This is a genomic window from Micromonospora sp. NPDC005305 (assembly GCF_040607315.1).
Classification (GTDB): Bacteria; Actinomycetota; Actinomycetes; order Mycobacteriales; family Micromonosporaceae; genus Micromonospora.
The window spans coordinates 404,878-427,870 of the sequence record NZ_JBEXGL010000004.1 but is presented as its reverse complement, the minus strand read 5'-3'; the positions used below and the strand labels follow the sequence as shown (position 1 = coordinate 427,870).

Genomic DNA, 22,993 nt, shown 5'->3' with positions numbered 1-22,993 from the left:
TCCGACTCCCGGCCGTCGTCGTCACTCAGAGCCGGGCCAGCGCCCGGCGCAGCGGGTCGAGCCCCAGCGAGCCCAGGTCGAGCGCCTGGCGGTGGAACTCCTTGAGGTCGAAGTCGGCGCCCTTGCGGGCCTTCGCCTCCTCCCGGGCCTGGAGCCAGATCCGCTCGCCCACCTTGTACGAGGGCGCCTGCCCCGGCCAGCCCAGGTAGCGGTTCAGCTCGAAGCGCAGGTTCTCGTCCGGCACCCGGCAGTGCGCCCGCATGAACTCCCAGCCCAGCTCCGGCGTCCAGCGCTCGCCGGGGTGGAAGCCGAACGGGTTGTCGGCCGGGATCTCCAGCTCCAGGTGCATGCCGATGTCGACGATCACCCGGGCGGCCCGGAACGCCTGCCCGTCGAGCATGCCGAGCTTGTCGCCCGGATCCTCCAGGTAGCCCAGCTCGTCCATCAGCCGCTCCGAGTAGAGCGCCCAGCCCTCACCGTGCCCGGACACCCAGCAGAGCAGCCGCTGCCAGCGGTTGAGCAGGTCGGCCCGGACGGCGGTCTGGGCGACCTGGAGGTGGTGGCCCGGCACACCCTCGTGGTAGACCGTGGTCACCTCGCGCCAGGTGGAGAAGTCGGTGATGCCCTGCGGCACGGCCCACCACATCCGCCCCGGCCGGGAGAAGTCCTCACTCGGGCCGGTGTAGTAGATGGCGCCGTCGCTGGTGGGGGCGAGGCAGCACTCGATCCGCCGGACCTGCTCCGGGATGTCGAAGTGGGTGCCGTGCAGCTCGCTCATGGCCTTCTCGGCGAGCGCCTGCATCCAGTCCCGGAACGCCTCCTTGCCCTGGATGGTCCGGGCCGGGTCCGCGTCCAGGGCGGCCACCGCCTCGTCGATGCTCGCGCCGGGGCCGACGATGCGGCCGGCCACCGCCCGCATCTCGCTCTCCAGGCGGGCCAGCTCGGCGAAACCCCAGGCGTACGTCTCGTCGAGGTCGACCCGGGCGCCCAGGAAGTACTGCGAGGCCAGCTCGTAGCGTTCCCGGCCGGCGGCCTGCTTCTGCCGGCCCCGCGGGGCCAGCTCGGTGCGGAGGAACTGCCCGAACTCGGCCGTGGCGGCCGTCGCGGCGGCCGCGCCCTTGCGCAGCTCCACACCGAGCGCGCCCTCCGCGCCGAGCCGCTCGGCCAGGCCGTGGAAGAAGTTGTCGCCGTTCGGGTCGACCCAGATGTCGCACTGCTTGGCGACCTCGACCAGCTGCACCTGCGAGCTGACCTGGCCGGCCGCCGCGGCCTCGCGCAGCGTGCGCTTGTAGCCCTCCAGCGCGCCGGCGAAGCGGTTGAGGCGGGCGGCCACGTTCGCCTTGGCGTCGTCGCCCTCGGTCGGCATGAGGTCGAAGACCATCCGCAGGTCGTGCAGACCGCTGGCGATCACGTTGACCTCGCTGCCGGTCTCGCCGGCCTCGAAGCGGGCGAGCTCCAGGCCGAGGCGCTCCTGCATCGCCTCCTTGGCGGTGCGCTCCGCCTCCGTGTCCGGCTCGGTCACGTCGAGGTCGGCCAGGGTGCGCCGGGTCAGGTCGGCGCGGGCCGCGTAGCCCTCCGGGGAGAGGTCGTCGAGCTGGTCGTCGTAGCCGGCGATGCCGACGTAGGTGGCCCCGGTCGGGCTCAGCGGAGCCCAGTCGGCCACGTAGCGGTTGGCGAGGTCATCGATTCGTCCCACGATGCGACCCTACGTGACCGGGCAACCCCGTTGTCGGCGCCGTTCGCCGGGTTCGAGGCAGCAGGCCCGGTGCCGCCGGGCGGCTGTGGTGGTCGACACGGCGTCCGAATTTCGCGCGACTTCGTCGTACGCCTACGGCAGAGTGTCAGGGGTGACAGCCGATATCACTCCTGACCGCGCGCCGGCGCGCAGCTGGTTGCCCGGGTTCGTCGCACTCGGTGTGATCTGGGGTTCCAGCTTCCTCTTCATCAAGGTCGGGGTGGCCGAGCTGCACCCGCTGCACCTCACCCTCTACCGCGTGGCCACCGGCGCGGCGACGCTGCTGGTGGTGCTGGCCGTGCTGCGCGACCGGCTGCCCCGCGAGCCCCGGGTCTGGGCGCACCTGCTGGTGGTGGCCGCCTTCGGCGTCGCGCTGCCGTTCACCCTGTTCGGCTTCGGCGAGCAGCGGGTCGAGTCGATGCTCGCCGGCATCTGGAACGCGACCACGCCGCTGATCGTGCTTCCGCTGGCGGTGCTGGTGTTCCGCACCGAGCGGCTGACCGTGCGGCGCGCGGTCGGGCTGGGGCTCGGCTTCGCCGGTGTGCTCGTGGTGCTCGGCGTGTGGGAGGGCGTCGGCGGGTCGCACTTCACCGGCCAGCTCATGTGCCTCGGGGCGGCGGCCTGCTACGGGGTGGCGATCCCCTACCAGAAGAAGTTCATCGCGGGCAGCGCGTACTCCGGGCTGTCGCTGTCGGCGGCCCAACTGCTGGTGGCGACGGCGCAGCTCGCGGTGGTCGCGCCGCTGGTGGCGGGCGCGCCGCCGGTGCCCACCGGGCTCTCCGCGAAGGTGGTGGCCTCCGTGCTGGCGCTGGGCGCGCTCGGCACCGGGCTGGCCTTCGTGATCAACCTGCGCAACATCCGGGTCGCGGGAGCGAGCACGGCGTCCACCGTCACGTACCTGATCCCGGTGTTCGCGGTGCTGGTCGGCGCGGTCGTGCTCGGCGAGCGGATGAACTGGCACCAGCCGGTGGGCGCCCTGGTCGTGCTGCTCGGCGTGGCCGTCGCGCAGGGGATGCTGGGCCGGCGCCGGCGGACGTCCGTCCCCGCCGCCGCCACCCGTCCGGCGGTGCCGGCCGGGCGCTGACCGCCAGGCCGGCGAGGTGGCGGGGTCCGGGGCCTCCGGATGCCGCCACACCACGGCGCGGGCGGCGACGCGCTCAGCCGCGGCCGGCCGTCCACTTCACCAGGCGGTCGGCCTTCCAGGTGTTGACCACCCGGTCCGCCGGCACCCCGCAGAGCGCGGCGCGTTCGCAGCCGAAACGCTGCCAGTCGAGCTGGCCGGGGGCGTGCGCGTCGGTGTTGATCGCGAACCGGCAGCCGGCCTCCAGGGCGCGGCGGATCAGCCGCTTCGGCGGGTCCTGCCGCTCCGGCCGGGAGTTGATCTCGACAGCCACATCGTGCTCCGCGCAGGCCGCGAAGACCGCCTCCGCGTCGAAGTCGCTCTCCTTGCGGGTACGCGCCCGGTGCCCCCGGTCGCCCGGGCCGGTCACCCCCGCCGGCCGCGAGGAGACCATCCGACCGGTGCAGTGACCGAGGATGTCCAGGTGCGGGTTGGCGACGGCGGCCAGCATCCGGCGGGTCATCTTCGCCCGGTCGTCGTTGAGGCCGCTGTGCACCGAGCCGACCACGACGTCGAGCCGGGCCAGCAGCTCGTCCTCCTGGTCCAGCGAGCCGTCGGCCAGGATGTCCACCTCGATGCCGGTGAGGATGCGGAAGCCCTTCGGCAGCGCCTCGTTCACCGCGGCCACGTGGTCGAGCTGCTTGCGCAGCCGGTCCGCCGTGAGGCCCCGGGCCACCTTCAGCCGGGGCGAGTGGTCGGTGAGCACCACGTACTCGTGCCCCAGCTCGACGGCGGCCAGGGCCATCTCCTCGATCGGTGAACCGCCGTCGGACCAGTCCGAGTGGGTGTGGCAGTCGCCGCGCAGCGCGTCCCGCAGCTTCGCCGCGGCCTCGTCCAGGTCGGTGCCCTCGGTGGCGACCAGCCGGCGCAGGTAGACCGGCTCCTCGCCGCCCAGTGACTCGACCACGCAGCGGGCCGTGACGTCGCCGACCCCGGACAGCTCGGTGAGCGTGCCGGTGCGGGCCCGCTCGGCCACCTCGCCGGCCGGGAGGGCGCCCAGCGCGTTGGCCGCCGACCGGAACGCCCGGACCCGGTAGGTGGCCTCGTTCGCCCGTTCCAGCAGGAACGCGATCCGCCGCAGGTCGGCGATGGGGTCCCGGGCAGTCATGCCCTGCAAACTACGCGCCCGCGCCGCCCGCCGCGCGGTCTCACCCGGGGTGTCGGGAGTGGACGGCGGTCAGCCGGCCGCGGCGGAGCCGCTCGGCGCCTTGGGGCAGCCGTGCCGGCGCTGCCAGGCGGTCACCTCGGCGGCCGGCGCGCGGTTGCCCCGCTTGCGCCACGAGTCGAGGTACTTCGCCGGCCAGACGACGCCCCGCCGGATCCACCAGTCGTCGTGGCCGGTGCACTTCGGGGAGAGCCCGAAGTGCAGGTGGCAGACGTTGTTGGCGTTGCCGGTGTGGCCCACCTTCCCGAGCTGCTGACCGGCCCGGACGCGGACGCCGGCGTCGACGCCGGTGGCGATCGCGCTCAGGTGCGACCCGTAGTAGCGGACCCCGTCGTCACCGAGCAGCGACACCGACAGCCCGCCGTTGTTCGGGCCGAGCGGCCCCCGCCGGCTGAAGCGGTCCACCCGGCTGACCTCCAGGATCACGCCGTCGGTGACCGCCACCACCGGCTCGCCGCAGTCGGCGAAGATGTCCGTGCCCGGGTACCCGGAGTGGGTGGGGTGGTAGTCGACGTTGCCGGCGCGGACCGGGAAGACGTGCCTCGATGCGGTGCGGCTCGGTGCCGGGGACGGCGTGGGTGGGGCGGACGACGCGGCGGGGCCGGTCGGCGGCGCGGGCTGCGCCCCCGTGGCCGGCGCGCTCGGGCTCTGCCACGAGTTGCCCGGCGCCGCGGCGGGCCGGGCCTCGGGGGCGCACCCGGCGGCCAGCGCCGCCACGAGCAGCAGGACCGGGTACGCCGGACGCGCGCGGCGTCCGATCGATGACGAGCGCATTTGGTCATCCTGGCAGACCACTACCGTAGGGACGAACGCTGAGACACGTCCGTCCGGGACCGTCGCTCTGCGTGACGTCGATCCGTCTACGGTCCGTGAAGGGGGCAGTGGTGACGAACGGGTGGCACGGCGTGGCCGGTGAGCCCGGCGCGGGTCCGGTGCGCCCGCTGCCGCGGACGCCGTCGGGGCTCTTCCCGTCCGGGGCGCCGATGCGGCCGAGCTACCGCGAGCCGTACCCGGTGACCGGCGCCGGCGTCGCGGTCGGCGCGGTGACGGCATTCGTCTGGCTGCTGCTGTTCGGCCTGCTTGGGCGGGACGTGCCCGGCTACGCCTGGTGGACTCTGCTCGCCGGCGGGCTGGCCTGGCTGGCCGCCGCGGTGCTGGTCCGCCACGGCGACCGGGGGGTGGCCACCGGGGTCGCGATCGTCACGGCGGGTGGCTGGAGCATCGCCGCCGCGGTCGTCGCGCTGCGCTGGGCGCAGAGTGGCGACTGGCCGCTCTGGTGACGGTGCGTGCCGGTTTCGCTGCGCACCGAAGACCGTCTTGACGTACGCGCGGTGACGGTCCACGCTCGCGGTATGGCCTGGATCACCCCGCCGCGGCTCGACCCGGAACGGAGCCGCCGCCGCCTGCAACTCCTCGCCGAGCTGGCCGGCGCCCGCACGGTGCGGCAGCGCCAACGGCCGCAGCAGCGGGCCAGCTCCGAGCGCCTGCGCGAACTCATCGCGACCCGCCGGCGCATCGCCGGCTGACCGACTTTCTCCAGGTTCGACCGGCCCTTCGGGGCGTTGACCGGTCGCCTGCCGACCCGACCGGTTAACGTGCATCGCGTGACGAGTCGGCGTGCTGCCGAGGCCAATTTGGGGGGACCGTGTCGTACTTCGCTGCTGCCGTGGCGCGCGTCGAGGGCGCCTGGACCGCCGACGAGGTGAGCCTGCGGGGGGTCACCGACATCGAGGAGGTGGCCGACCGGCTGCGCGACGTCGAGCCCGACGCCGACCTCTCCCTGCTGTTCGTCGAGGCCGACGACACCTACCTGGTGATCCTGCGTCTGGACGAGGGGGAGGACCTGCGGGTCTTCGGCTCCGACTCGGCGTACGCGGAGGAGTCCCGGCTGGGCGCGCTGCTGGTCGGCGACCTGAAGACCTCGGTCACCGGCCTGGAGGACGCCGACGAGCCGCGGCCGGCCGCTGGTGGCGACGAGGAGACCGAGCAGCCGGCCGTGGACCCCGAGGCCGACCCGGTGGGCGACGCCGACCTTCTCGCCGACCTGGGCATCTCCGCGCCGAAGCTGCTCGCCCTCTGCGGCCACGAGGGGATGATGCCGGCCGACGTCACCGCCGAGGTCTGCCAGGTGCTCGGCTGCGCCGACGAGGTCGAGGAGCTTCGTGAGGTCTGAGCCGCCCGGCCCGCAGTGGACCGGCGGGGCGGAGCCGGCCGACGCCACCGACCCGGCGCTGGAGACCGTACGCCCGGGGCAGCCCACCCCCGGCCGGCCGGCACGGGTCGGTCCGGGCGCGGACGAGGGCCTGGCCGACCCGGACGGCGCGGGCCGCCGGCAGCGGCACGAGCTGTGGATGCGCCGGGCCCTGGAGGTCGCGGTGACCGGCCCGGACGGGGTCCCCGGCGACGGCGAGGACGCGGTCGAGGACGTCCCGGTCGGCGCCGTGGTCTACGGGCCGGACGGCGCCGAGCTGGCGATCGGCCGCAACGAGCGGGAACTGACCGGCGACCCGACCGCGCACGCCGAGGTGCTGGCGCTGCGCCGGGCCGCCGAGCGGCTGGGCCGGTGGCGGCTGGAGGGCTGCACCCTGGTGGTGTCCCTGGAGCCGTGCACGATGTGTGCGGGCGCGATCGCCCTGGCCCGGATCTCGACGGTGGTCTTCGGGGCGTGGGAGCCGAAGACGGGCGCCGTCGGCTCGCTCTGGGACGTGCTGCGCGACCGCCGCCTCACCCACCGCCCCGAGGTGTACGGCGGCGTGCGGGAGGCGGAGAGCGCCGCCCTGCTACGCGCCTTCTTCCGGTAAGGAAGGGCCCCTTCTTAACGCCTCAGGTAGAGCACGGGCCCCCTGTTAACGCGCCCGCGCCGCCTCAGGCGGGCAAGGGGGCGGGGCGCAGCAGGGTCGCGGCCACCGCCCGGGCCGCCTCGGTCCACGCGGTCGGGCGCAGGGTGGCGGGGTCCAGCCGGACGATCGACCGGGTGCCGTCGGCGTGCAGGACGCCGCCGTCGACCGAGCGGAACTCGAAGGCGTAGCGGGCGCTGCTGGTGCCGAAGTGCTCCAGCCAGAAGTGCACCGCCACCGGCCCGACCCCGGTGACCGGGGCGCGGTAGGTGATGGTGAACTCCCGGACGGCGTGGAACACGTCGGGAGCGGCGTGCACGTCGCCGCGGAAGGCGACGCCGCGCTCGGCCCAGTACGGCGTCAGGGCGCGCTCCAGCAGCACCGCGTAGCGGGCGTTGTGCAGGATGCCCATGGCGTCGAGGTCGTCGAAGTGCACCGGGACGTGCTCGACGTGCCCGAACTCGACGGTGGTCTGGCTCATGACGGGCCTTCCGTTAGCAGGGTCGGGTCGGGGCAGAGCGCCCGCAGCCGGTTCAGCAGGCCCTGGCGGGCGTGCCGGTAGGTGACGTCGGGGTCGAGCATCCGGGACCGCATCGCGGCGCTGATCCCCAGCGCGTCGATCTCGTACGCCAGCAGCGGCACGTCGAGGTCGGCGGGGAGTTCGCCGAGCTCGACGGCCTCCCGGACGAGGCGTTCGAGGAAGGTGCTCCACCGGCCGAACGCCTCGGCGAGCCGGTCCCGGACCGGGCCGGGGCGGGCGTTGTACTCGAACTCGGTGTTGGCGAAGAAGCAGCCGCCGGGGAGGACCCGGGCGGCGTAGAACTCGATGCGTGCCTCGTGCAGCGCGCGCAGCCGGCGGACGCCCCGGGGAGCGCGCAGGGCCGGGGCGACGATCCGCTCCTCCCACTGCGTCACGGCGCGGTCGACGGTGGCGAGTTGCAGCGCCTCCTTCGAGCGCCAGTGCGCGAAGAGGCCGGACTTGCTGACCCCGAGCCGCTCGGCGAGCTGGGCCAGGGAGAGCCCCTCCAGGCCGACCTCGGTGGCCAGCGACACGGCGGTGTCGAGCACCGCGGTGCGGGTGCGGTCGCCGCGGGCGACGCGGCCGTCGGAAGTCATGCGGGCAGCGTAACCAAGACAAGAACGACCGGTCGTATTTATTTGTGTGACCCCGGTAACGCCGACCGCCCCGCCACCTGGTGGTGGCGGGGCGGTCGCGGATCGGGGTGAGGTCAGGCGACGGCGGTGTCGAGGGCGATCTCGACCATCTGGCCGAACGTCTGCTCACGCTCCTGCGACGTGGTCTTCTCGCCGGTCTTGATGTGGTCGCTCACGGTCAGGACGGTCAGCGCGCGGGCCTTGAACCGGGCCGCGATCGTGTAGAGCGCCGCCGACTCCATCTCCACCGCGAGCACTCCGTAATCGGCGAGGGTGTCGTAGAGGTCCGGCCGGTCCGTGTAGAAGGCGTCCGCGGCCAGGATCGGTCCCACCCGCATGGTGATGCCACGCCGCTCGGCCACCTCGACCGCGGTGCGCAGCAGCCCGAAGTCGGCCACCGGGGCGTAGTCGATCAACCCGTCGAACCGCATCCGGTTCATGTTCGAGTCGGTGGACGAGCCGATGGCCGCCACCACGTCGCGCAGCTGGAGGTCCTCGGTCAGGGCACCGCAGGAACCGACCCGGATCAGCGTCTTCACGCCGTACTCGTTGATCAGCTCGTGGGCGTAGATGGAGGCGGACGGCATGCCCATGCCGGAGCCCTGGACGGAGACCTCGACGCCGTTCCAGCGGCCGGTGAAGCCCAGCATGCCGCGAACCGTCGTGTAGCAGCGGGCGTCCTCGAGGTAGGTCTCCGCGATCCACTTGGCCCGCAGCGGGTCGCCCGGCATCAGGACCCGCTCGGCGATCTCTCCCGGCTCAGCGCCGATGTGCGTACTCATGGCAAGGATCCTGCCAGGCCGGGCGCGGGGATACCGGTTCGGCGTCCAGACCCGGGGTCCTGTACCCTACTCGGCGGTGGCGTGTCCGAGTGGCCTAAGGAGCACGCCTCGAAAGCGTGTGAGGGTTTACGCCCTCCGCGGGTTCAAATCCCGCCGCCACCGCTCGTGAGACGCGCGAACGCCCGGTCGATCCGTGAGGATCGGCCGGGCGTTCCGCTTGTGGTCTCGGTGCTGAGCTCAATTCCTGCTCGAGAAGCCGATGTCGGCTTCTCTGTCGGGCTTTCCCCAGAGCAGCCCACCGGCCCGCTGGGCAATGTCCCGACGCACCCGGGCGGTGAGGTGCGGTCAGTTGACGCCCGCGTCGCGGGTGACCTCGTCACCGGTCGCCACGGCGAACCAGTCGGTGTATCCGTAGTTGTTGTAACCACCGGTCTCGTTCCAGTGGTAGATCAGGTCCGAGTCGACCGAGTCGACGAACTCGTGCGGGTCCTGCACGAAGAACTCCAGGCGGTAGGTACCCGCACGGGCGTACGCGACGTAGGTGCCGTCGGGGTTGACGGTGACCAGGTAGCCGGGCTGGCCCGAGGTCTGCGGGACCAGCTCGATGTGGTCGATCCCGCCGCTGCCGACCGGGGCGCCCCCCTCGCCTGCGTCCCGCACGCCATTGCGGTTGCTGTCCACCCAGACGGTGCCGCGCACGATGGCGCCCTGCTCGACCGTGACGGTGTCCCGCGCCGTGTTGTTGTCCAGCGTGGTCTCCGTCGACGTCGTCGACGCGGTCGCCTCTATCGTCACGACCTGGCCCACTGTGACGTCGGTGAGGGTCGCGGCGAATTCCAGCGGCTCGCTTGTCTGGCCTGGCCGCAGCGGGGCGTGAATGCACCGCCAGCCAGTCCGGCCGTCGGCCACGCCGTCGCCGAACGCGCAGTCCCACCCTTCATTGAACGTCTCCCAGCCGCGCGTGCCGACCGGCACGGGGGTGGTGACGGTGACGTCGCCCGAGGGCGAGTTCCCGGTGTTCCGGACCGACGTGATGAGCTGCGCCTGCTCGCCCGGAAGTAGCTGCTGGGTGGTGGCGGCGGGCTCAAAGTCGAGATCAACGGTGCTCGGGATGTAGCGCATGGTCGCCTGACCTGTGTTGTTGGCGGTCGACGACTCCACGCCGGTCTTTGCCGTGGCCGTGACGGTCAGCGTGTCGCCGGCGGTACCGGCCGGAAGCCCGAACGGGATGCTCAGCGTGTCGCCGACCTCCCCGGCGGCCAGCGGGGCGTGGGTGCACGTCGCCGTGCCCAGCAGGTCACAGTTCCAGCTTGCAGGGATCACGAAACCATCGGTGGGGAACCAGGCGCCCGCTGGCAGCGTGACCGCCACGGTCACGGCCTGGCTGGCCTTCGTGCCCGAATTACGCAGGTCGAGGGTCAGGTCCGACCAGCCGCCGCTGGCCGGCACCTCAACGGGGTCGACGGAGGTGGCGACGACCAGGTCCGCCCGGGCGGGGGCGGCGGCCGCCGGGGCAGCGGGCAGCAGACTGGCGGTGGTGACGGTCAGCGCACTCCCCGCGAGTGCACCGACCAGCTTGAGGCGTCGTTGCTGGTGCAGAGACATGGAATCCTTACGCCGGAGGACGCGCCGGATTGCTACGGCCGGGACAGGAGGAGCCCTGTCCGTAGGCACAGCGGCGAACTGATGATCTTCGTTACGTGACCCGGGTGGCGAACCGGCCCGATCAGGCGCGCGGGGGCCGGGTTCAAATCCCGCCGCCACCGCCAACCGTCGAAGCGCCCGGGACATCCCCGGCGCTTCGCCGTACCTGCTCCCCCCGGCCCCGCGCGGCGGCGCGGAATCGCGGCAGTGGCAGGTCGGCCGCCGCGCGCTCGGCGAAGTGGTCGAGCAGTTCCCGGTGCACGAAGATGTAGCCGTCGCCGACCTGGCGCAGGAAGAGGCACTGCACCGCGTGGTCGAGGAACGGCAGCAGCGGGTACGGCACCAGGCCCTCCCGGGCGAGTCGCCGCCGCACCAGGGCCTGCTCGATCATCGGCGAGAACGCGACCACGGTGAACAGCAGGAGGGTGGTGCCGGCACCGAGCAGCACCGCGAAGCGGAGGGCTTCGGCCGCACCCCGGGCCAGCGCGACCGGCACGAAGCCGAGCACGCCGACGATCACGCCGAGCGTGACGAGATCGGCCGCCATGACGGTCAACCGTTGCCGCAGCAGCGGGCTCGGCAGCTCGCGGCGGCCCGTCCGGGGCGGCAGCGGCCGGAAGTGCAGCCGGATCTGCGCGCTGTCGAGGGCGATCAGGGCGACCACCGTGGCGAGGAAGAACCCGCCGCCGTAACCGAGGCCGGCCGTCCAGCTCGGCCCGCCGGGGGCGAGCCAGCCGGTGAGCACGCCGACGGCCGCGCCGGCGGCGAGCGCCGAGACCTGGATGAGCCGTTCCAGTTCGGCGACGCTCGTGGTCCAGGCGGCCACCCAGCTCTCCGGTCGCCGGTCGTCGCGGTCGCGGATGGTCGAGGTCAGCTCGAACAGGTCGTCGTAGTTGACCGCGTGCATGAGCACGGCCAGCGCCAGCAGGCCGCCGGCGACCACCAGGCCGGCCACCGAGCCCAGCGCCCAACCCGCCGTGCCGAACAGCACGGCGAGGGCAGCGCAGCCGAGCAGCCGGGCGAGCGCCGTCGAGGTCCACGGCGCGGCCGGACGCCGGGCCGACCAGGACTCGTCGATCATGTCCAGCACGAAGACCGTCTGGTCGCGCAGGCGCAGCACCCGGGCGAGGGTGGCGAGGTGACCGGCCGTCCGCTCGGGGCCGTAGCGGGGATGCGGCCGGCGACGCAGCATGGTGTCGACGTACCGGGTGAAGAGCCGGTCGCGTCCCGAGCCGGTGGGGGCCGGGGCGGCGCCGGCGTCGCGGGCGTCCGCGTACGCCAGGGCCATGATGCTGAGCATCAGCGGCGAGTCGGACAGCTGCCACAGCCCGGGGTCGGCGTCGAGCCCCTCCCGCAGCCCACTCAGACCCGGCCGGTCGAGGTACCGCTCGATCTGGGACCGGTCCAGTGGCTGGATGGCGACCGTGCCGTAGAGGGGCAGTTCCGACCGGAGTCGTGCGTACTCGGCCTGGCGGCAGCAGACGGCGATCGGGGTGAGCGGCTGGCGCTGGTGGAACGCGGCGATCGCCTCCGCGCACTCGTCGCGGTGCTGCCCGCCGACCTCGTCGAGGCCGTCCAGCAACGGCAGGATCTCCCCGGCCGCCACCCACGCGGTCGCCTGCTCCGCCGGGATGCCGTACCGCTCGGTGAGCTGCTCGACGAGCCACCGGTCGAGGGGCCGGCGGAGGGTCGCCCAGGAGGAGAGGTTGAAGACGGCCGGGATCGGGGCGTCCGGGTCGTGGTCGGCGCGGTCGAGCAGCTCCCGGGCGAGTTCCAGCAGGGTGGTGGTCTTGCCGGCGCCGGGCGCGCCGACGATGACCACCGCCTGGTCGAGCTGGTCGAACAGGGCCGACATCGAGGTCCGGTCGTCCAGCGAGCCGGTGAAGCCGTCCCGGTGGCTGGCCCGCAGGCTCCACGGGTGCCGGCGGTCGTCGGCGGTGGCGGCGATGCCCAGCTCGATCCGCGCCTCCTCGTACAGGGACCGGTCCAGGACGCTGGTCACCCAGTAGCGGCGTACCCGCTCCAGCAGCACCTTCCGGGCCCGCGCCGCGCCGGCGGTTCCGGTCCGCCGCGGCTCCCGGCCGCGGTGCACCTCGATGGCCACGAGGACCGCCACCAGCAGCAGCACCAGCGGCCAGGCCAACCAGAGGTACGGGGACCAGCGCTCGGGCAGCGCCCCGGTGGCGACGTTCGTGGCCACGCCGAGCAGGGCCACGACAATCACCGACAGGCCGACCATGACCACCCGACGCATGCGTCGTCTCTACCGTCCGCACGGTCCGGCGCACAACCCGCGCCCGGTCAGCAGGGGCCGTAGCCCTCGTCGAAGAGGCGGCGGGCCCAGTCCGCGTACCCGGCGATGATCTTCCGGACGCTGGCGCCGTCGTGCAGGAAGAGGTACGCCCGGTCGCCGCTGCGGGCGAGCAGGCCGTCGAACCGGTGTATCTCCTGTGGAGCGTCGAGCCGGACCACCCACGGGTACGCGGCGTGCACCGCGTCGACCGGGGTGCCCACGGTGATCCCCTCCGGTGTGCTCATCGGGTCGTCGAGCCAGAGCAGGACGAGCCGGTCGTCGGCGAAGATCGGGCTGACCGAGCCGTGTCCGGTCAGTGTCGGCCCGCACGCGTCCTCGTCGGTGCGCAGCACGCCGCGCCGGGTCAGGTCGTCCTCGGTGGCGCCGAACTCGGCGTTGCCCAGCCCGTGGAGACTGACCACCTCCGCGGCCCCGACCGGCCGGGCCGGCACGTCCGGCCCCTGTGGACGGACGCCGCTGCCGGCGATCGAGGCGGCCGTCATCAGTACGGCAATGAATCCGAATTGTCGCAGTTTCATGCATTCCCCCAGTCCCCAACGGGACCGGGGCGATTCAGTTGCTGGTGCTGGTCGGATTGGCGAAGTTCCCACTCCTCCGCCAGCTCGTCCCAGTAGTCGGCCGACAGCCCGCGCCGGCCGTGCGCCAGCCAGCCGGCCGTGTCCCGCTCCAGGTGCAGCCCCAGCTCGGCGAACGGGTCGATCCACGGCCCCGGCTCGGCGCCCAGCCGGGCGAGCGCCGCGTTGATCGGCCATTCGGCGCGCGGCCGGTCCAGCCGATCGTCGAAGCAGGGCCCGCAGCTCGGCTCGCCCCCCAGCCAGACCGCCGCCGCCTGGTGGCCCAGCCCGCCGGCGAACTCCGCCTCCAGGTAGGCCACCGGCCCCCGCCGGGACCAGCGGGCCAGCAGCTTGCCGAGGGCGGGCGACAGGACGAGGTGGAACGGGTGCTCCGCCGACGGTTCCCCGGTGGCGAAGTCCGGCAGCCGGCCGGTCAGCTCCTCGACCAGTTGCGGGGTGACCGGCAGCAGCGCGAAGTCCTGGCGGAGCGCGGCGAGCACCGCGTGATCCAGCTCGGCGGTCTGCTCGCGCAGCAGCTCGACGTCGGCGACCACCGCGCTGAGCTGGTAACTCATCCGATCTCCTCGGCGTCCACAGGCTGTGGATGGAACATGTGTACGACGGTCGGTCAGCCCTCGGCGGCCGGTGCCGGGTCGGTCATCTCGAAGGCCATGAGGGTGGCGCCCACCCGGACCGTACCGGGAGCGTGCGGCGGCTGCGCGGCGTCGTGCAGCTCGGTCATGATCGCGTGCAACCGCCGGCGCGCCGCCGCCCAGGCGTCGGGGGACACCCACAGCTCGGCGTCCGTGGTGACGCCGGACGTCCCCGGGGCGCGGTCGGCCACCCGGTCGAGCAGGTTGCGGGCGAGCGACTCGGCGAGCAGCGGCTGCCCCTCCTGCTGCTCGGTGAGCCAGGGGCCGCGCACCGCGCGGTAGCGGCGTTCCCGGCCGCCGCGCCGGGCGCGCACGTCGGCCAGTTCGACCAGGCCGGCGGCGTCCAGCCGGCGCAGGTGCTGGCTGGCCAGGGCGTGCGAGATGGCCAGTTCCCGGGCCAGCGCGGCGGCGGAGAGCGGCGCGCTCCACAGCAGCGAGAGCATGCGCAGTCGTACCGGGTGGGCCAGCGCGCGCAGGCGCGGATCGGTGGTGCTCACGGCCGCCATTGAACCGCACCCACCCGCCGCACCTACCCCCAAGCATTGACTTGGGAGTGGGATGTGGACAGAATCGCACCGCACGGGGGAGGTGCCATGAGCTGGGGTACGACCAGGGTGCTCGGCAACCGCGACGCCGGCCGCTACCTGGCCGGCGTGCTGGTGTCCGGCTTCGGCACGGCCGCCATGCTCCTGGTGGCCGGAATCTGGGTGAAGGACCTGACCGGGTCGAGCAGCCTGGCCGGGCTGGTCACCCTCGGCACCTGGGGACCCACCCTGGTCGCCCCGCTCATCGGGGTGCTGGCCGACCGGTTCCGCCGCCGACCGCTGCTGATCGCCCTGCACCTGGCCATGGCCGCCCTGCTGCCGGTGCTGCTGCTGGTCGACTCCGCCGCCCGGGTCTGGTTGATCTTCGCGGTGATGGTCGCGTACGGGGTGAGCTTCGTGCTGATCGACTCGGCCGAGGCGGCGCTGGTGCCGGCCGTGGTCCCGGGCGAACTGCTCGGCGACTTCAACGGGCTGCGGACGACGGTCAACGAGGGGATGAAGCTCGTCGCCCCGCTGGTGGGCGCCGGCCTCTTCGCCGCGTACGGCGGGCGCCCCGTGGTGCTGCTCGACGCCGCCACCTTCGCCCTCGCCGCCCTGCTGCTCGCCCTGATCCGGGTACGCGAGGCGCCCCCACCGCCGCCCGAACCGTGGAACCGCCAGCTCGCCGAGGGACTGCGCCACCTGCGCGGGCACGCGGCCCTGCGCCACCTCGTCGCCTGCACCGGCGCCACGCTGCTGCTGACCGGGATCAACGGCGCCGTCGCGTACGCCGTGGTGGACGCCGGCCTGCACCGGCCGCCGGAGTTCAACGGGGTGCTCGCCACCGTGCAGGGCGTCGGCGCCCTGGTCGGCGGCCTGGCCGCGGGGACGCTGCTGCGCCGGCTCGGCGACCGGCGGCTGACCGCGGTGGCGGTCGCGGCCCTCGCCGCCGGGCTGGCGCTGCGCGCCGTGCCCGCCCTCGTCCCGGTGGCCGCCGGCACCCTGGCCGTCGGGTTCGGGGTGCCGCTCGTGCTCATCACCGTCTGGACCGCCGTGCAGCGGGAGACGCCGAACGCGCTGGTCGGGCGGGTCTCCGCGACCGTGAACACGCTGACCTTCGGCCCCGGCACGCTCGCCGTCCTGGCCGGCGCCGGCCTGCTGGAGCTGGTCGACCACCGGGTGGTCCTGTCGGTCGCGGCGGCCGGCGCGGTCCTGCTCGCCGGCTGGGCGCTGCGCGGCGGGCGGCGTCCCGGCGCACCGGCCACACCATCGACCGCCCAGCCGGCGGCGCCGGTCAGCTCGTGAAGCCGCCGTCCGCGTTGATCGTCGCGCCGGTCACGTACCCGCCGTCCGGCCCGGCGAGGAACGCCACGACGGCGGCGATCTCCGCCGGGGCGGCGTAGCGGCCCAGGGCCGTGAAGCCCCGGATGGTCTCCGCGGCGGGCCCGTCCGCCGGGTTCGCGTCGGTGTCCGTCGGGCCGGGGTTGACGAGGTTCGCCGTGATCCCCCGGCCGCCCAGCTCCCGGGCGAGGCCCCGGGTCAGGCCGGCCAGGGCGGTCTTGCTCATCGAGTAGAGCGCGAGACCGGGGAACACCGCCCGCTCGGCCACGTTGCTGCCGATGTTCACGATCCGTCCGCCGTCGGTCAGGTGCCCGACCGCCGCCTGGGCGAACAGGAACGGCGCCCGCACGTTCACCGCGATCGTCCGCTCGACCTCGTCCGTCCCCAACTCCGTCACCGGGCCGGTCAGGAACACCCCGGCGTTGTTGACCAGCACGTTCAGCCGGCCGAACTCCCCGGCGACCCGGTCGACCGCCGCGCGCACCGCCGCCGGGTCGGCGCTGTCGGCCGGCACCGCCAGGGCACGCCGCCCCACTGCCTTGATCTGCTCCACCAGCTCGGCCGCCCGGTCGGCGCGCCGCTCGTAGGTCAGCGCCACGTCGGCGCCGTCCCGGGCCAGCCGCAGCGCCACCGCCGCCCCGATACCCCGGCTGCCGCCGGTCACCAATGCCACTTTTCCGTCCAGAACTCCGTTCATGCCACCAGCCTGCTCGGCGGCGGGCGGAGAGTCTGGCGGCGATCAGACGCCGCGTTGAGCGACCGGGGAAACGACGAAGGGCCGGCCCTGAGCGGGGCCGGCCCTTGCGTCGACGGCGGAGGATACGAGATTCGAACTCGTGAGGGTGTTAACCCAACACGCTTTCCAAGCGTGCGCCCTAGGCCTCTAGGCGAATCCTCCGCGAGCCAGGATACAGGTCCCCGACCGGCGAGCCACCCCACCACCCCCTGAAGATCCACCCCGCGTCGGGTAGGCTTGGCGGCACCCCCCGTGCGGCGTGCATCTCGTGAACCTCCCCAGGGCCGGAAGGCAGCAAGGATAAGCGGGCTCTGACGGGTGCACGGGGGGCCTTTCTGTCTCCGGGTGCCGGTAACGTCCCTGCGGGTCAGGTCACGGGGTGGTGGGTGGTCACCCGGGGCCGACCGGCGCAGAATGGCTCGGTCGAGAGGAGGCGGGACGGGTGGCACTGGCCCTTTACCGCAAGTACCGGCCCCGTACGTTCGCCGAGGTCATCGGACAGGAGCACGTCACCGAGCCGCTGTCGCAGGCGCTGCGCAGCGGGCGGCTGAACCACGCCTACCTCTTCTCGGGCCCCCGGGGCTGCGGCAAGACCTCCAGCGCCCGGATCCTGGCCCGCTCGCTCAACTGCGAGCAGGGGCCCACTCCCGAGCCGTGCGGGCAGTGTGAGTCGTGCCGCTCGCTGGCCCCCGACGGCGCCGGCTCGATCGACGTCATCGAGATCGACGCGGCCAGCCACGGCGGCGTCGACGACGCCCGTGAGCTGCGCGAGAAGGCATTCTTCGCGCCGGCCCGCAGCCGCTTCAAGATCTATATCATCGACGAGGCGCACATGGTCTCGTCGGCCGGCTTCAACGCCCTGCTCAAGCTGGTCGAGGAGCCTCCGGACTACGTCAAGTTCATCTTCGCCACCACCGAGCCGGAGAAGGTCCTCGGCACGATCAAGTCGCGGACCCACCACTACCCGTTCCGGCTGTTCCCGCCGAACGTGCTCCGGCCGTACCTGGAGCAGCTCTGCGAGGCCGAGGGGGTGACGGTCGAGCCGGCGGTCTTTCCGCTGGTGGTGCGCGCCGGTGGCGGCAGCGCCCGGGACAGTCTCTCCGTGCTCGACCAGCTCATCGCGGGCGCCGGCCCGGAGGGGGTCAGCTACGCCCGGGCCGCCGCGCTGCTCGGCGTCACCGACTCCGCCCTCATCGACGAGATGTGCGACGCGCTCGCCGCCGGGGACGGCGCGGCCGCGTACGCCACCGTCGACCGGGTCGCGGAGGCCGGGCACGACCCCCGCCGGTTCGCCTCCGACCTGCTGGAGCGGCTGCGCGACCTGATCGTCATTCAGCAGGTGCCGGACGCTGCCGCCAAGGGCCTGATCGACGGCCCCGACGACCAGATCGAGCGGATGGCCGCCCAGGCCCAGCGGCTCGGCCCGGCGACCCTGTCCCGCTGCGCCGACATCGTGCACAACGGCCTGGTCGAGATGCGCGGCACCACCGCGCCGCGGCTGCTGCTGGAGCTGATCTGCGCCCGGATGCTGCTGCCCGGCGTGGACGACTCGTCCGGTGGCCTGCTCCAGCGGCTGGAGCGCATGGAGCGCCGGCTCACCCTTGGTGGCGCCGGGCTGCCGCCGGCCGCCGCCGGCTCCGCGCCGGCCGCCTCCGCCCCGGAGGTACGCCCGGCGGCTCCCACCCCGACCGCGGCTGCCGCCGCGCCCAACGCGGAGACCGCCGGCACGCCGGCGGCTGCCGGCGCCCCGACCGGGCCGGCCGCGGCGCGTGCGGCCGCCGCGGCGGCCGGTGCCCGCGCAACCCCGGCTGCCCGCCGCCCGGCGGAACCCGGCGCGAGCGGCTCCGGGCCGGGCCGCCAGGCCGACCCGGAGCCCGGTGCGGCCGCCCCGCCCGGTCCGGGCGCCGGCTCGGCCCAACCGGCCCCGGGTGGATCCCCGACCGAACGGCCGCCCGGCGGCCCGGCGGCCGACGGTCCGGTGTCCGGCGCTCCCGCCCGGCGACCGGTCCCGGCCTCGGCGGTGCTGCCCGATCCGGCCACCCCGGAGCCGCCGCGGCCCGGTGCGGCCCCGGCTGGCGCGCTGGACGCCGTCGCGGTGCGCCGGGTCTGGGCCGAGGTGGTCGGCAAGGTCAACCGGAGCAACAAGCGGATCGCGGCGCTGATGCGCGACGCGGTGGTCCGCGACCTGGACGGCGACACGCTGGTGCTGACCGTGAAGTCGACGGTGCTGGCGAAGATGATGGCCGACCACGCGGCGGTGCTCACCGACGCGCTCTACGAGGAGCTGGGCGGTCGCTGGCAGATCCGGTGCGAGGTGGCCGGCGAGCGCGGCGCGGCCTCGCTCGGCGGCCCGGCCCGGCCCTCCGGCTCGTCCCGCGCGGCGTCCACCGACGCGGCCCCGGCACGCCCGACGTCCGGTCCGGATGCCGCGCCGGCCCGTCCGTCCGGCCCGTCCGACGCGCCAGGGAACCACGCCGGTGGCTCGGCCGGGGGGCGGCCCGGGGACGACGCCGGTGCGTCCGACTCCCCGGCGAACCATGCCGGTGGCTCGACCGGGAGCCGGCCCGGGAACGCCGCCGGCCCGTCCGGTGGAGCTGCCCGCGCGTCGGACTCATCCGGTGGTCCGGCCCGCCCCCAGGCCAGTCCGGCCGCCCCCGCGAGGGCCGCACACGGGACGGCCGCGGGCGGGACGGGTGCTGGCGGGACGGGTGCTGGCGGGGACGACGACGAGGACTGGCCGGAGCCGGCCCGACCGGGAGGCGCCGGACAGCCGGCGGGGAACGACGCTGCCTCGACGGCCGGTGCGGGCGGGGACGACTGGCCCGAGGCCGCCCGCCCGGGTGGCGCGGCAGCCGTGGCCACGGCCCCCGCGCCGGCCGCCGTCTCGACGGCTGCCACCGCGTCGGGCGTCGCTGCACCGGCCGTACCCAGGCCGGCCGGACCGCCGGGCCCGGCGCCGTCTCCGGCGGGCGGTGGCACGCCGAAGAACAGCGCGATCGCGGCGGCCCGGGCGGCTGCGGCGGCGGCCGCCGCCGGTGGCGGACAGAGCAAGGGCCCGCGGGCCGCGCAGGCGAGCCGGAAGACCGCGGACGTCGACTGGGCAGGCGAGCCGCCCTACGACCCCGACTACGACGGACCGGTCAGCGGCCGGTCGGCGGTCGCGGCCCCGGCGGCACCCGCCTACGAGGGTTTCGACCCGGGAGACGAACCGCTGGATGACGTGATCGACGAGCGGACCGCCCGGCAGTCCAGCGAGGAGCAGGCGGTGCAGTTGCTCCGCGAGGCGTTCGGGGCCGAGAAGATCGACGAGGTGGACGCGCGCTGAGCGCGCGTCGACCGCCGAGGAGCAGTGCCGCCGCCCGACTAGGCTGGGCGCGGCCGATCAGACGAGTGCGAGAAGGAGCCATCCGTGCGCCCAGGTGGACAGCCGAACATGCAGCAGATGCTGAAGCAGGCGCAGAAGATGCAGCAGCAGATCGCCAAGGCGCAGGCCGAGCTGGCCGAGGCGGAGCTGACCGGCACCGCCGGTGGGGGCCTGGTCACCGCCACCGTCGCCGGCACCGGTGAGCTGAAGGCGGTCAAGATCGACCCGAAGGCGGTCGACCCGGAGGACGTGGAGACGCTGGAGGACCTGGTCGTCGCCGCCGTGCACAACGCCGCCGAGGCGGCCAAGGAGCTGACCGAGAAGAAGATGGGCCCGGTCGCGGGCGGCATGGGCGGCCTCGGCCTGCCCGGGTTCTGAGCGGCAGATGTACGAGGGTGCCATCCAGGACCTGATCGACGAGCTGGGCCGGCTGCCGGGCGTGGGCCCGAAGAGCGCCCAGCGGATCGCCTTCCACGTCCTCTCGGCGGATCCCGCCGACGTGAACCGGCTGGCCGGCGCGCTGCGCAAGGTCAAGGAGCTGGTGCGGTTCTGCACGACCTGCTACAACGTGGCCGAGTCGGAGCAGTGCCGGATCTGCCGTGACCCGCGGCGCACGGACGAGGTGCTCTGCGTGGTCGAGGAGCCGAAGGACGTCGTGGCGATCGAGCGGACCGGCGAGTTCCGCGGTCGCTACCACGTGCTCGGCGGCGCCATCAACCCGCTGGAGGGCATCGGCCCGGACAACCTGCGGATCCGGGAGCTGATGACCCGGCTGGGCGGGGGCGCGATTCGCGAGCTGATCCTCGCCACCGACCCGAACACCGAGGGTGAGGCGACCGCGACCTATCTGGCGCTGATGGTGAAGCCGATGGGCATCGCGGTGACCCGGCTCGCCAGCGGCCTGCCGGTCGGCGGCGACCTGGAGTACGCCGACGAGATCACCCTCGGTCGCGCCTTCGAGGGCCGCCGGGCGATCTGACCGGAGCGAACGACCAGGCCGGCCGGTCCCGTGGAAGGGGCCGGCCGGCCTTGTTCGCGTATCCGGAATGTGGGAGGTGTGCGATTCGCCACGTGGGCGCCACCCGACCAGCGGCTGGCCGGTTTGCGGCGATCCGTCCGATCCCACTATCTGCTCATGGCTGTGACAGTCCTGTTTGTCGGGAGATCGGACGCTGTCAGACCCGGCCACTTGGTGTCGGCTTGATAGCGATTGCCGCGCGGGCGTTCCGCATTCTGTGTGTCGTGTCATAGCCTCCCGCACACGGACTGAGTCACAGCTCGGCGTGAACACATGCGCATGACAGAGGTGAGAGATGCAGGCGAGCAGGCTTAAAGCGGCCGTGGCCCTCGCGGCCGCCGCCGCTCTGGCGGTCGGGGCGTCCGGCTGCGCGAAGAGCGAGCGCGACGACGACAGCGGTGGGGCCAAGACCGGCGGCACCTTCGTCTTCGCGGGCGCCGGTAACCCGAAGAACTTCGACCCGATCTTCAACGACGACGGTGAGTCCTTCCGGCCGATCCGGCAGATGTACGACACCCTCGTGCAGAACAAGCCGGGCACGGCCGATCTGCAGGGCGCCCTGGCGGAGAGCTGGGAGCACGACCCCGAGGGCAAGGTCTGGACCTTCAAGCTGCGCAAGAACGTGAAGTTCCACGACGGCACCCCGTTCAACGCCGCCGCGGTCTGCTTCAACTTCGACCGCTGGTTCAACATGAAGGGCGCCGCCGCCCAGTCGCAGATGATCTACTACTCGGACGTCTTCGGCGGCTTCGCGAAGAACGAGGCCGAGGGTGCGGGCGACCCGGTCTACAACAAGTGCGAGGCGAAGGACGACGGCACCGCCGTCGTCACGATGAACCGGTACAAGGGTGCCTTCCCCGGCGCCTTCGCGCTGACCGCGCTCTCGATCGCCAGCCCCGAGGCGCTGAAGAAGTACGACGCCGACACGGTGAAGCAGAACGGCGACTCGTTCGAGTACAGCGCGTTCGCCAACGAGCACCCGGTGGGCACCGGCCCGTTCACCTTCGGTGGCTGGGACAAGGCCAAGGGTGAGATCACCTTGAACCGGAACCCCGACTACTGGGGCGAGAAGGCCAAGGTCGACAAGCTCGTCATCAAGATCATCGAGGACGAGAACACCCGCAAGCAGGAGCTGCGGGCGGGCACCGTCCAGGGCATCGACTTCCCGGCCCCGGCCGACCGGAAGGCGCTCTCGGGCGAGGGCTTCCAGGTTCTCGACCGCCCGGCGTTCAACATCCTCTACCTCGGCTTCAACCAGAAGAACCCGAAGCTGAAGGACCTGCGGGTGCGCCAGGCGATCGCCTACGCCCTCAACCGCCAGCAGCTCGTCCAGACCAAGGGCCCGGGTGGCACCAAGGTCGCCGACGAGTTCATGCCGGACACCGTGCTCGGCTACGCCGCGGACGTGCAGAAGTACGACTACAACGTCGACAAGGCCAAGCAGCTGCTCAAGGAGGCGGGCGCCGAGAACCTGACGCTCAACTTCTACTACCCGACCGACGTCTCCCGGCCGTACATGCCGAACCCGCAGGAGATCTTCACCGTCCTGGCCAACGACCTGCAGGCCGTCGGCATCAAGGTCAACGGTGTGGCCCGCCCGTGGAACGGTGGCTACAAGGACGACGTGCAGCAGTTCGGCAAGCACGACCTGCACATCCTCGGCTGGACCGGTGACTACAACGACCCGGGCAACTTCGTCGGCACCTTCTTCGGCCGCGGCAAGGTCGAGTTCGGCGACCAGGGGATGACCGAGATGTTCGACGCGATCACCAAGGCCGACGCCACGGTCGACGAGGCCGGCAAGAAGACCGCGTGGGAGCAGGTCAACCGCGACATCGCCGCCAAGTGGCTGCCGGCCGTGCCGGTCTGGCACGCCCCGCCGGCCATCGTGGTCACCAAGGACGTCAAGGGTCTGGTCGCCAGCCCCCTGACCGACGAGCGGTTCAACACCGTCAGCGTCGGCTGAAGCGCTTCTGACCGCTGACGCCGTACGCGGAATCGGCCCGGGCCGGGCTTGCTCTCCCGGCCCGGGCCGACCCGCTGTTACCGAG

22 protein-coding genes, 2 tRNA genes and 1 other RNA gene are annotated in these 22,993 nt (G+C 73.4%); 12 read left to right on the top strand and 13 right to left on the bottom strand.

All coding sequences use genetic code 11. The features are described 5' to 3' along the window. Positions 1-25 precede the first annotated feature (25 nt). Entirely contained in the window at positions 26-1,696 is a 1,671-nt protein-coding gene (locus ABZS80_RS10270) for a DUF885 domain-containing protein (RefSeq protein WP_151465167.1), read from the bottom strand. 151 nt (positions 1,697-1,847) lie between these two features. Here ABZS80_RS10270 and ABZS80_RS10265 point away from each other — a divergent pair, with 151 nt between their 5' ends. Further along, complete coding sequence (locus tag ABZS80_RS10265; RefSeq protein WP_225853994.1) at positions 1,848-2,819, top strand: DMT family transporter; 972 nt, start codon at positions 1,848-1,850, stop codon at positions 2,817-2,819. A gap of 73 nt (positions 2,820-2,892) precedes the next feature. On the opposite strand, the gene ABZS80_RS10260 is transcribed toward ABZS80_RS10265, so the two are convergent. Both ABZS80_RS10260 and ABZS80_RS10255 read right to left on the bottom strand, forming a co-directional pair. Then, positions 2,893-3,963 carry a PHP domain-containing protein gene (locus tag ABZS80_RS10260; protein WP_355055414.1) on the bottom strand — a complete coding sequence of 357 codons (1,071 nt, stop codon included), beginning with the start codon at positions 3,961-3,963 and terminating at the stop codon, positions 2,893-2,895. 69 nt (positions 3,964-4,032) lie between these two features. Then, positions 4,033-4,794 carry a M23 family metallopeptidase gene (locus ABZS80_RS10255; RefSeq protein ID WP_355055413.1) on the bottom strand — a complete coding sequence of 254 codons (762 nt, stop codon included), beginning with the start codon at positions 4,792-4,794 and terminating at the stop codon, positions 4,033-4,035. A 209-nt stretch (positions 4,795-5,003) separates the two neighbouring features. On the opposite strand from ABZS80_RS10255, the gene ABZS80_RS10250 reads away from it, so the two are divergent. From ABZS80_RS10250 to ABZS80_RS10235, 4 genes are all read left to right on the top strand, one after another. Beyond that, complete coding sequence (locus ABZS80_RS10250) at positions 5,004-5,300, top strand: hypothetical protein (RefSeq protein WP_355055432.1); 297 nt, start codon at positions 5,004-5,006, stop codon at positions 5,298-5,300. A 72-nt stretch (positions 5,301-5,372) separates the two neighbouring features. Further along, a complete protein-coding gene (locus ABZS80_RS10245; protein ID WP_355055412.1) occupies positions 5,373-5,546 on the top strand; it encodes a hypothetical protein in 174 nt (57 codons plus the stop codon). A 119-nt stretch (positions 5,547-5,665) separates the two neighbouring features. Then, positions 5,666-6,193: a tRNA adenosine deaminase-associated protein gene (locus tag ABZS80_RS10240; protein WP_355055411.1), complete on the top strand. Its 528-nt coding sequence runs from the start codon at positions 5,666-5,668 to the stop codon at positions 6,191-6,193. Positions 6,194-6,371: 178 nt separating this feature from the next. After that, positions 6,372-6,821 carry a nucleoside deaminase gene (locus ABZS80_RS10235; RefSeq protein WP_192580001.1) on the top strand — a complete coding sequence of 150 codons (450 nt, stop codon included), beginning with the start codon at positions 6,372-6,374 and terminating at the stop codon, positions 6,819-6,821. Positions 6,822-6,885: 64 nt separating this feature from the next. Here ABZS80_RS10235 and ABZS80_RS10230 read toward each other — a convergent pair whose 3' ends face one another. From ABZS80_RS10230 to deoD, 3 genes are all read right to left on the bottom strand, one after another. Further along, entirely contained in the window at positions 6,886-7,338 is a 453-nt protein-coding gene (locus ABZS80_RS10230; protein WP_355055410.1) for a thioesterase family protein, read from the bottom strand. Next, on the bottom strand, positions 7,335-7,973 hold the full coding sequence (locus ABZS80_RS10225) for a TetR/AcrR family transcriptional regulator (RefSeq protein WP_355055409.1): 639 nt from the start codon (positions 7,971-7,973) through the stop codon (positions 7,335-7,337). The genes ABZS80_RS10230 and ABZS80_RS10225 overlap by 4 nt, the downstream gene beginning before the upstream one ends. A gap of 113 nt (positions 7,974-8,086) precedes the next feature. After that, positions 8,087-8,794 carry a purine-nucleoside phosphorylase gene (gene deoD / locus ABZS80_RS10220; RefSeq protein ID WP_262282614.1) on the bottom strand — a complete coding sequence of 236 codons (708 nt, stop codon included), beginning with the start codon at positions 8,792-8,794 and terminating at the stop codon, positions 8,087-8,089. A gap of 75 nt (positions 8,795-8,869) precedes the next feature. Here deoD and ABZS80_RS10215 point away from each other — a divergent pair. Then, positions 8,870-8,956, top strand: a tRNA-Ser gene (locus ABZS80_RS10215). 183 nt (positions 8,957-9,139) lie between these two features. Here the strand turns inward: ABZS80_RS10215 and ABZS80_RS10210 are convergent. From ABZS80_RS10210 to ABZS80_RS10190, 5 genes are all read right to left on the bottom strand, one after another. Beyond that, positions 9,140-10,399 (bottom strand): hypothetical protein, encoded by a 1,260-nt coding sequence (locus ABZS80_RS10210; RefSeq protein WP_355055408.1) that lies wholly within the window; start codon positions 10,397-10,399, stop codon positions 9,140-9,142. A gap of 142 nt (positions 10,400-10,541) precedes the next feature. Further along, entirely contained in the window at positions 10,542-12,692 is a 2,151-nt protein-coding gene (locus tag ABZS80_RS10205; protein WP_355055407.1) for an NACHT domain-containing protein, read from the bottom strand. Positions 12,693-12,739: 47 nt separating this feature from the next. Further along, complete coding sequence (locus ABZS80_RS10200; RefSeq protein WP_355055406.1) at positions 12,740-13,234, bottom strand: hypothetical protein; 495 nt, start codon at positions 13,232-13,234, stop codon at positions 12,740-12,742. Between the two features lie 32 nt (positions 13,235-13,266). Further along, on the bottom strand, positions 13,267-13,881 hold the full coding sequence (locus ABZS80_RS10195; RefSeq protein ID WP_355055405.1) for a hypothetical protein: 615 nt from the start codon (positions 13,879-13,881) through the stop codon (positions 13,267-13,269). 53 nt (positions 13,882-13,934) lie between these two features. After that, the gene (locus tag ABZS80_RS10190) at positions 13,935-14,456 is read right to left on the bottom strand and encodes a winged helix-turn-helix domain-containing protein (protein ID WP_355055404.1); all 522 of its coding nucleotides are present in this window, start codon (positions 14,454-14,456) and stop codon (positions 13,935-13,937) included. Between the two features lie 96 nt (positions 14,457-14,552). Here ABZS80_RS10190 and ABZS80_RS10185 point away from each other — a divergent pair, with 96 nt between their 5' ends. Next, positions 14,553-15,788 (top strand): MFS transporter, encoded by a 1,236-nt coding sequence (locus tag ABZS80_RS10185; protein ID WP_355055403.1) that lies wholly within the window; start codon positions 14,553-14,555, stop codon positions 15,786-15,788. On the opposite strand, the gene ABZS80_RS10180 is transcribed toward ABZS80_RS10185, so the two are convergent. Then, on the bottom strand, positions 15,778-16,521 hold the full coding sequence (locus ABZS80_RS10180) for a 3-oxoacyl-ACP reductase family protein (RefSeq protein WP_355055402.1): 744 nt from the start codon (positions 16,519-16,521) through the stop codon (positions 15,778-15,780). The two genes, ABZS80_RS10185 and ABZS80_RS10180, sit on opposite strands and share 11 nt — an antisense overlap. Before the next feature lie 116 nt (positions 16,522-16,637). Next, positions 16,638-16,722: transfer RNA gene (locus ABZS80_RS10175), tRNA-Ser, on the bottom strand. 82 nt (positions 16,723-16,804) lie between these two features. Between ABZS80_RS10175 and ffs the strand changes: the two genes are divergently transcribed. The 5 genes from ffs to ABZS80_RS10150 all read left to right on the top strand — a co-directional run bounded on the left by ffs (position 16,805) and on the right by ABZS80_RS10150 (position 22,908). Next, positions 16,805-16,895: signal recognition particle sRNA small type (ffs, locus tag ABZS80_RS10170), an RNA gene on the top strand. Between the two features lie 107 nt (positions 16,896-17,002). After that, positions 17,003-19,885: a DNA polymerase III subunit gamma and tau gene (locus ABZS80_RS10165; RefSeq protein ID WP_355055401.1), complete on the top strand. Its 2,883-nt coding sequence runs from the start codon at positions 17,003-17,005 to the stop codon at positions 19,883-19,885. Positions 19,886-19,993: 108 nt separating this feature from the next. Beyond that, the gene (locus tag ABZS80_RS10160) at positions 19,994-20,302 is read left to right on the top strand and encodes a YbaB/EbfC family nucleoid-associated protein (RefSeq protein ID WP_355055431.1); all 309 of its coding nucleotides are present in this window, start codon (positions 19,994-19,996) and stop codon (positions 20,300-20,302) included. A 7-nt stretch (positions 20,303-20,309) separates the two neighbouring features. Continuing rightward, positions 20,310-20,903: a recombination mediator RecR gene (gene recR / locus ABZS80_RS10155; protein ID WP_302770752.1), complete on the top strand. Its 594-nt coding sequence runs from the start codon at positions 20,310-20,312 to the stop codon at positions 20,901-20,903. A 334-nt stretch (positions 20,904-21,237) separates the two neighbouring features. Further along, entirely contained in the window at positions 21,238-22,908 is a 1,671-nt protein-coding gene (locus ABZS80_RS10150; RefSeq protein WP_355055400.1) for an ABC transporter substrate-binding protein, read from the top strand. Positions 22,909-22,993 lie beyond the last annotated feature (85 nt).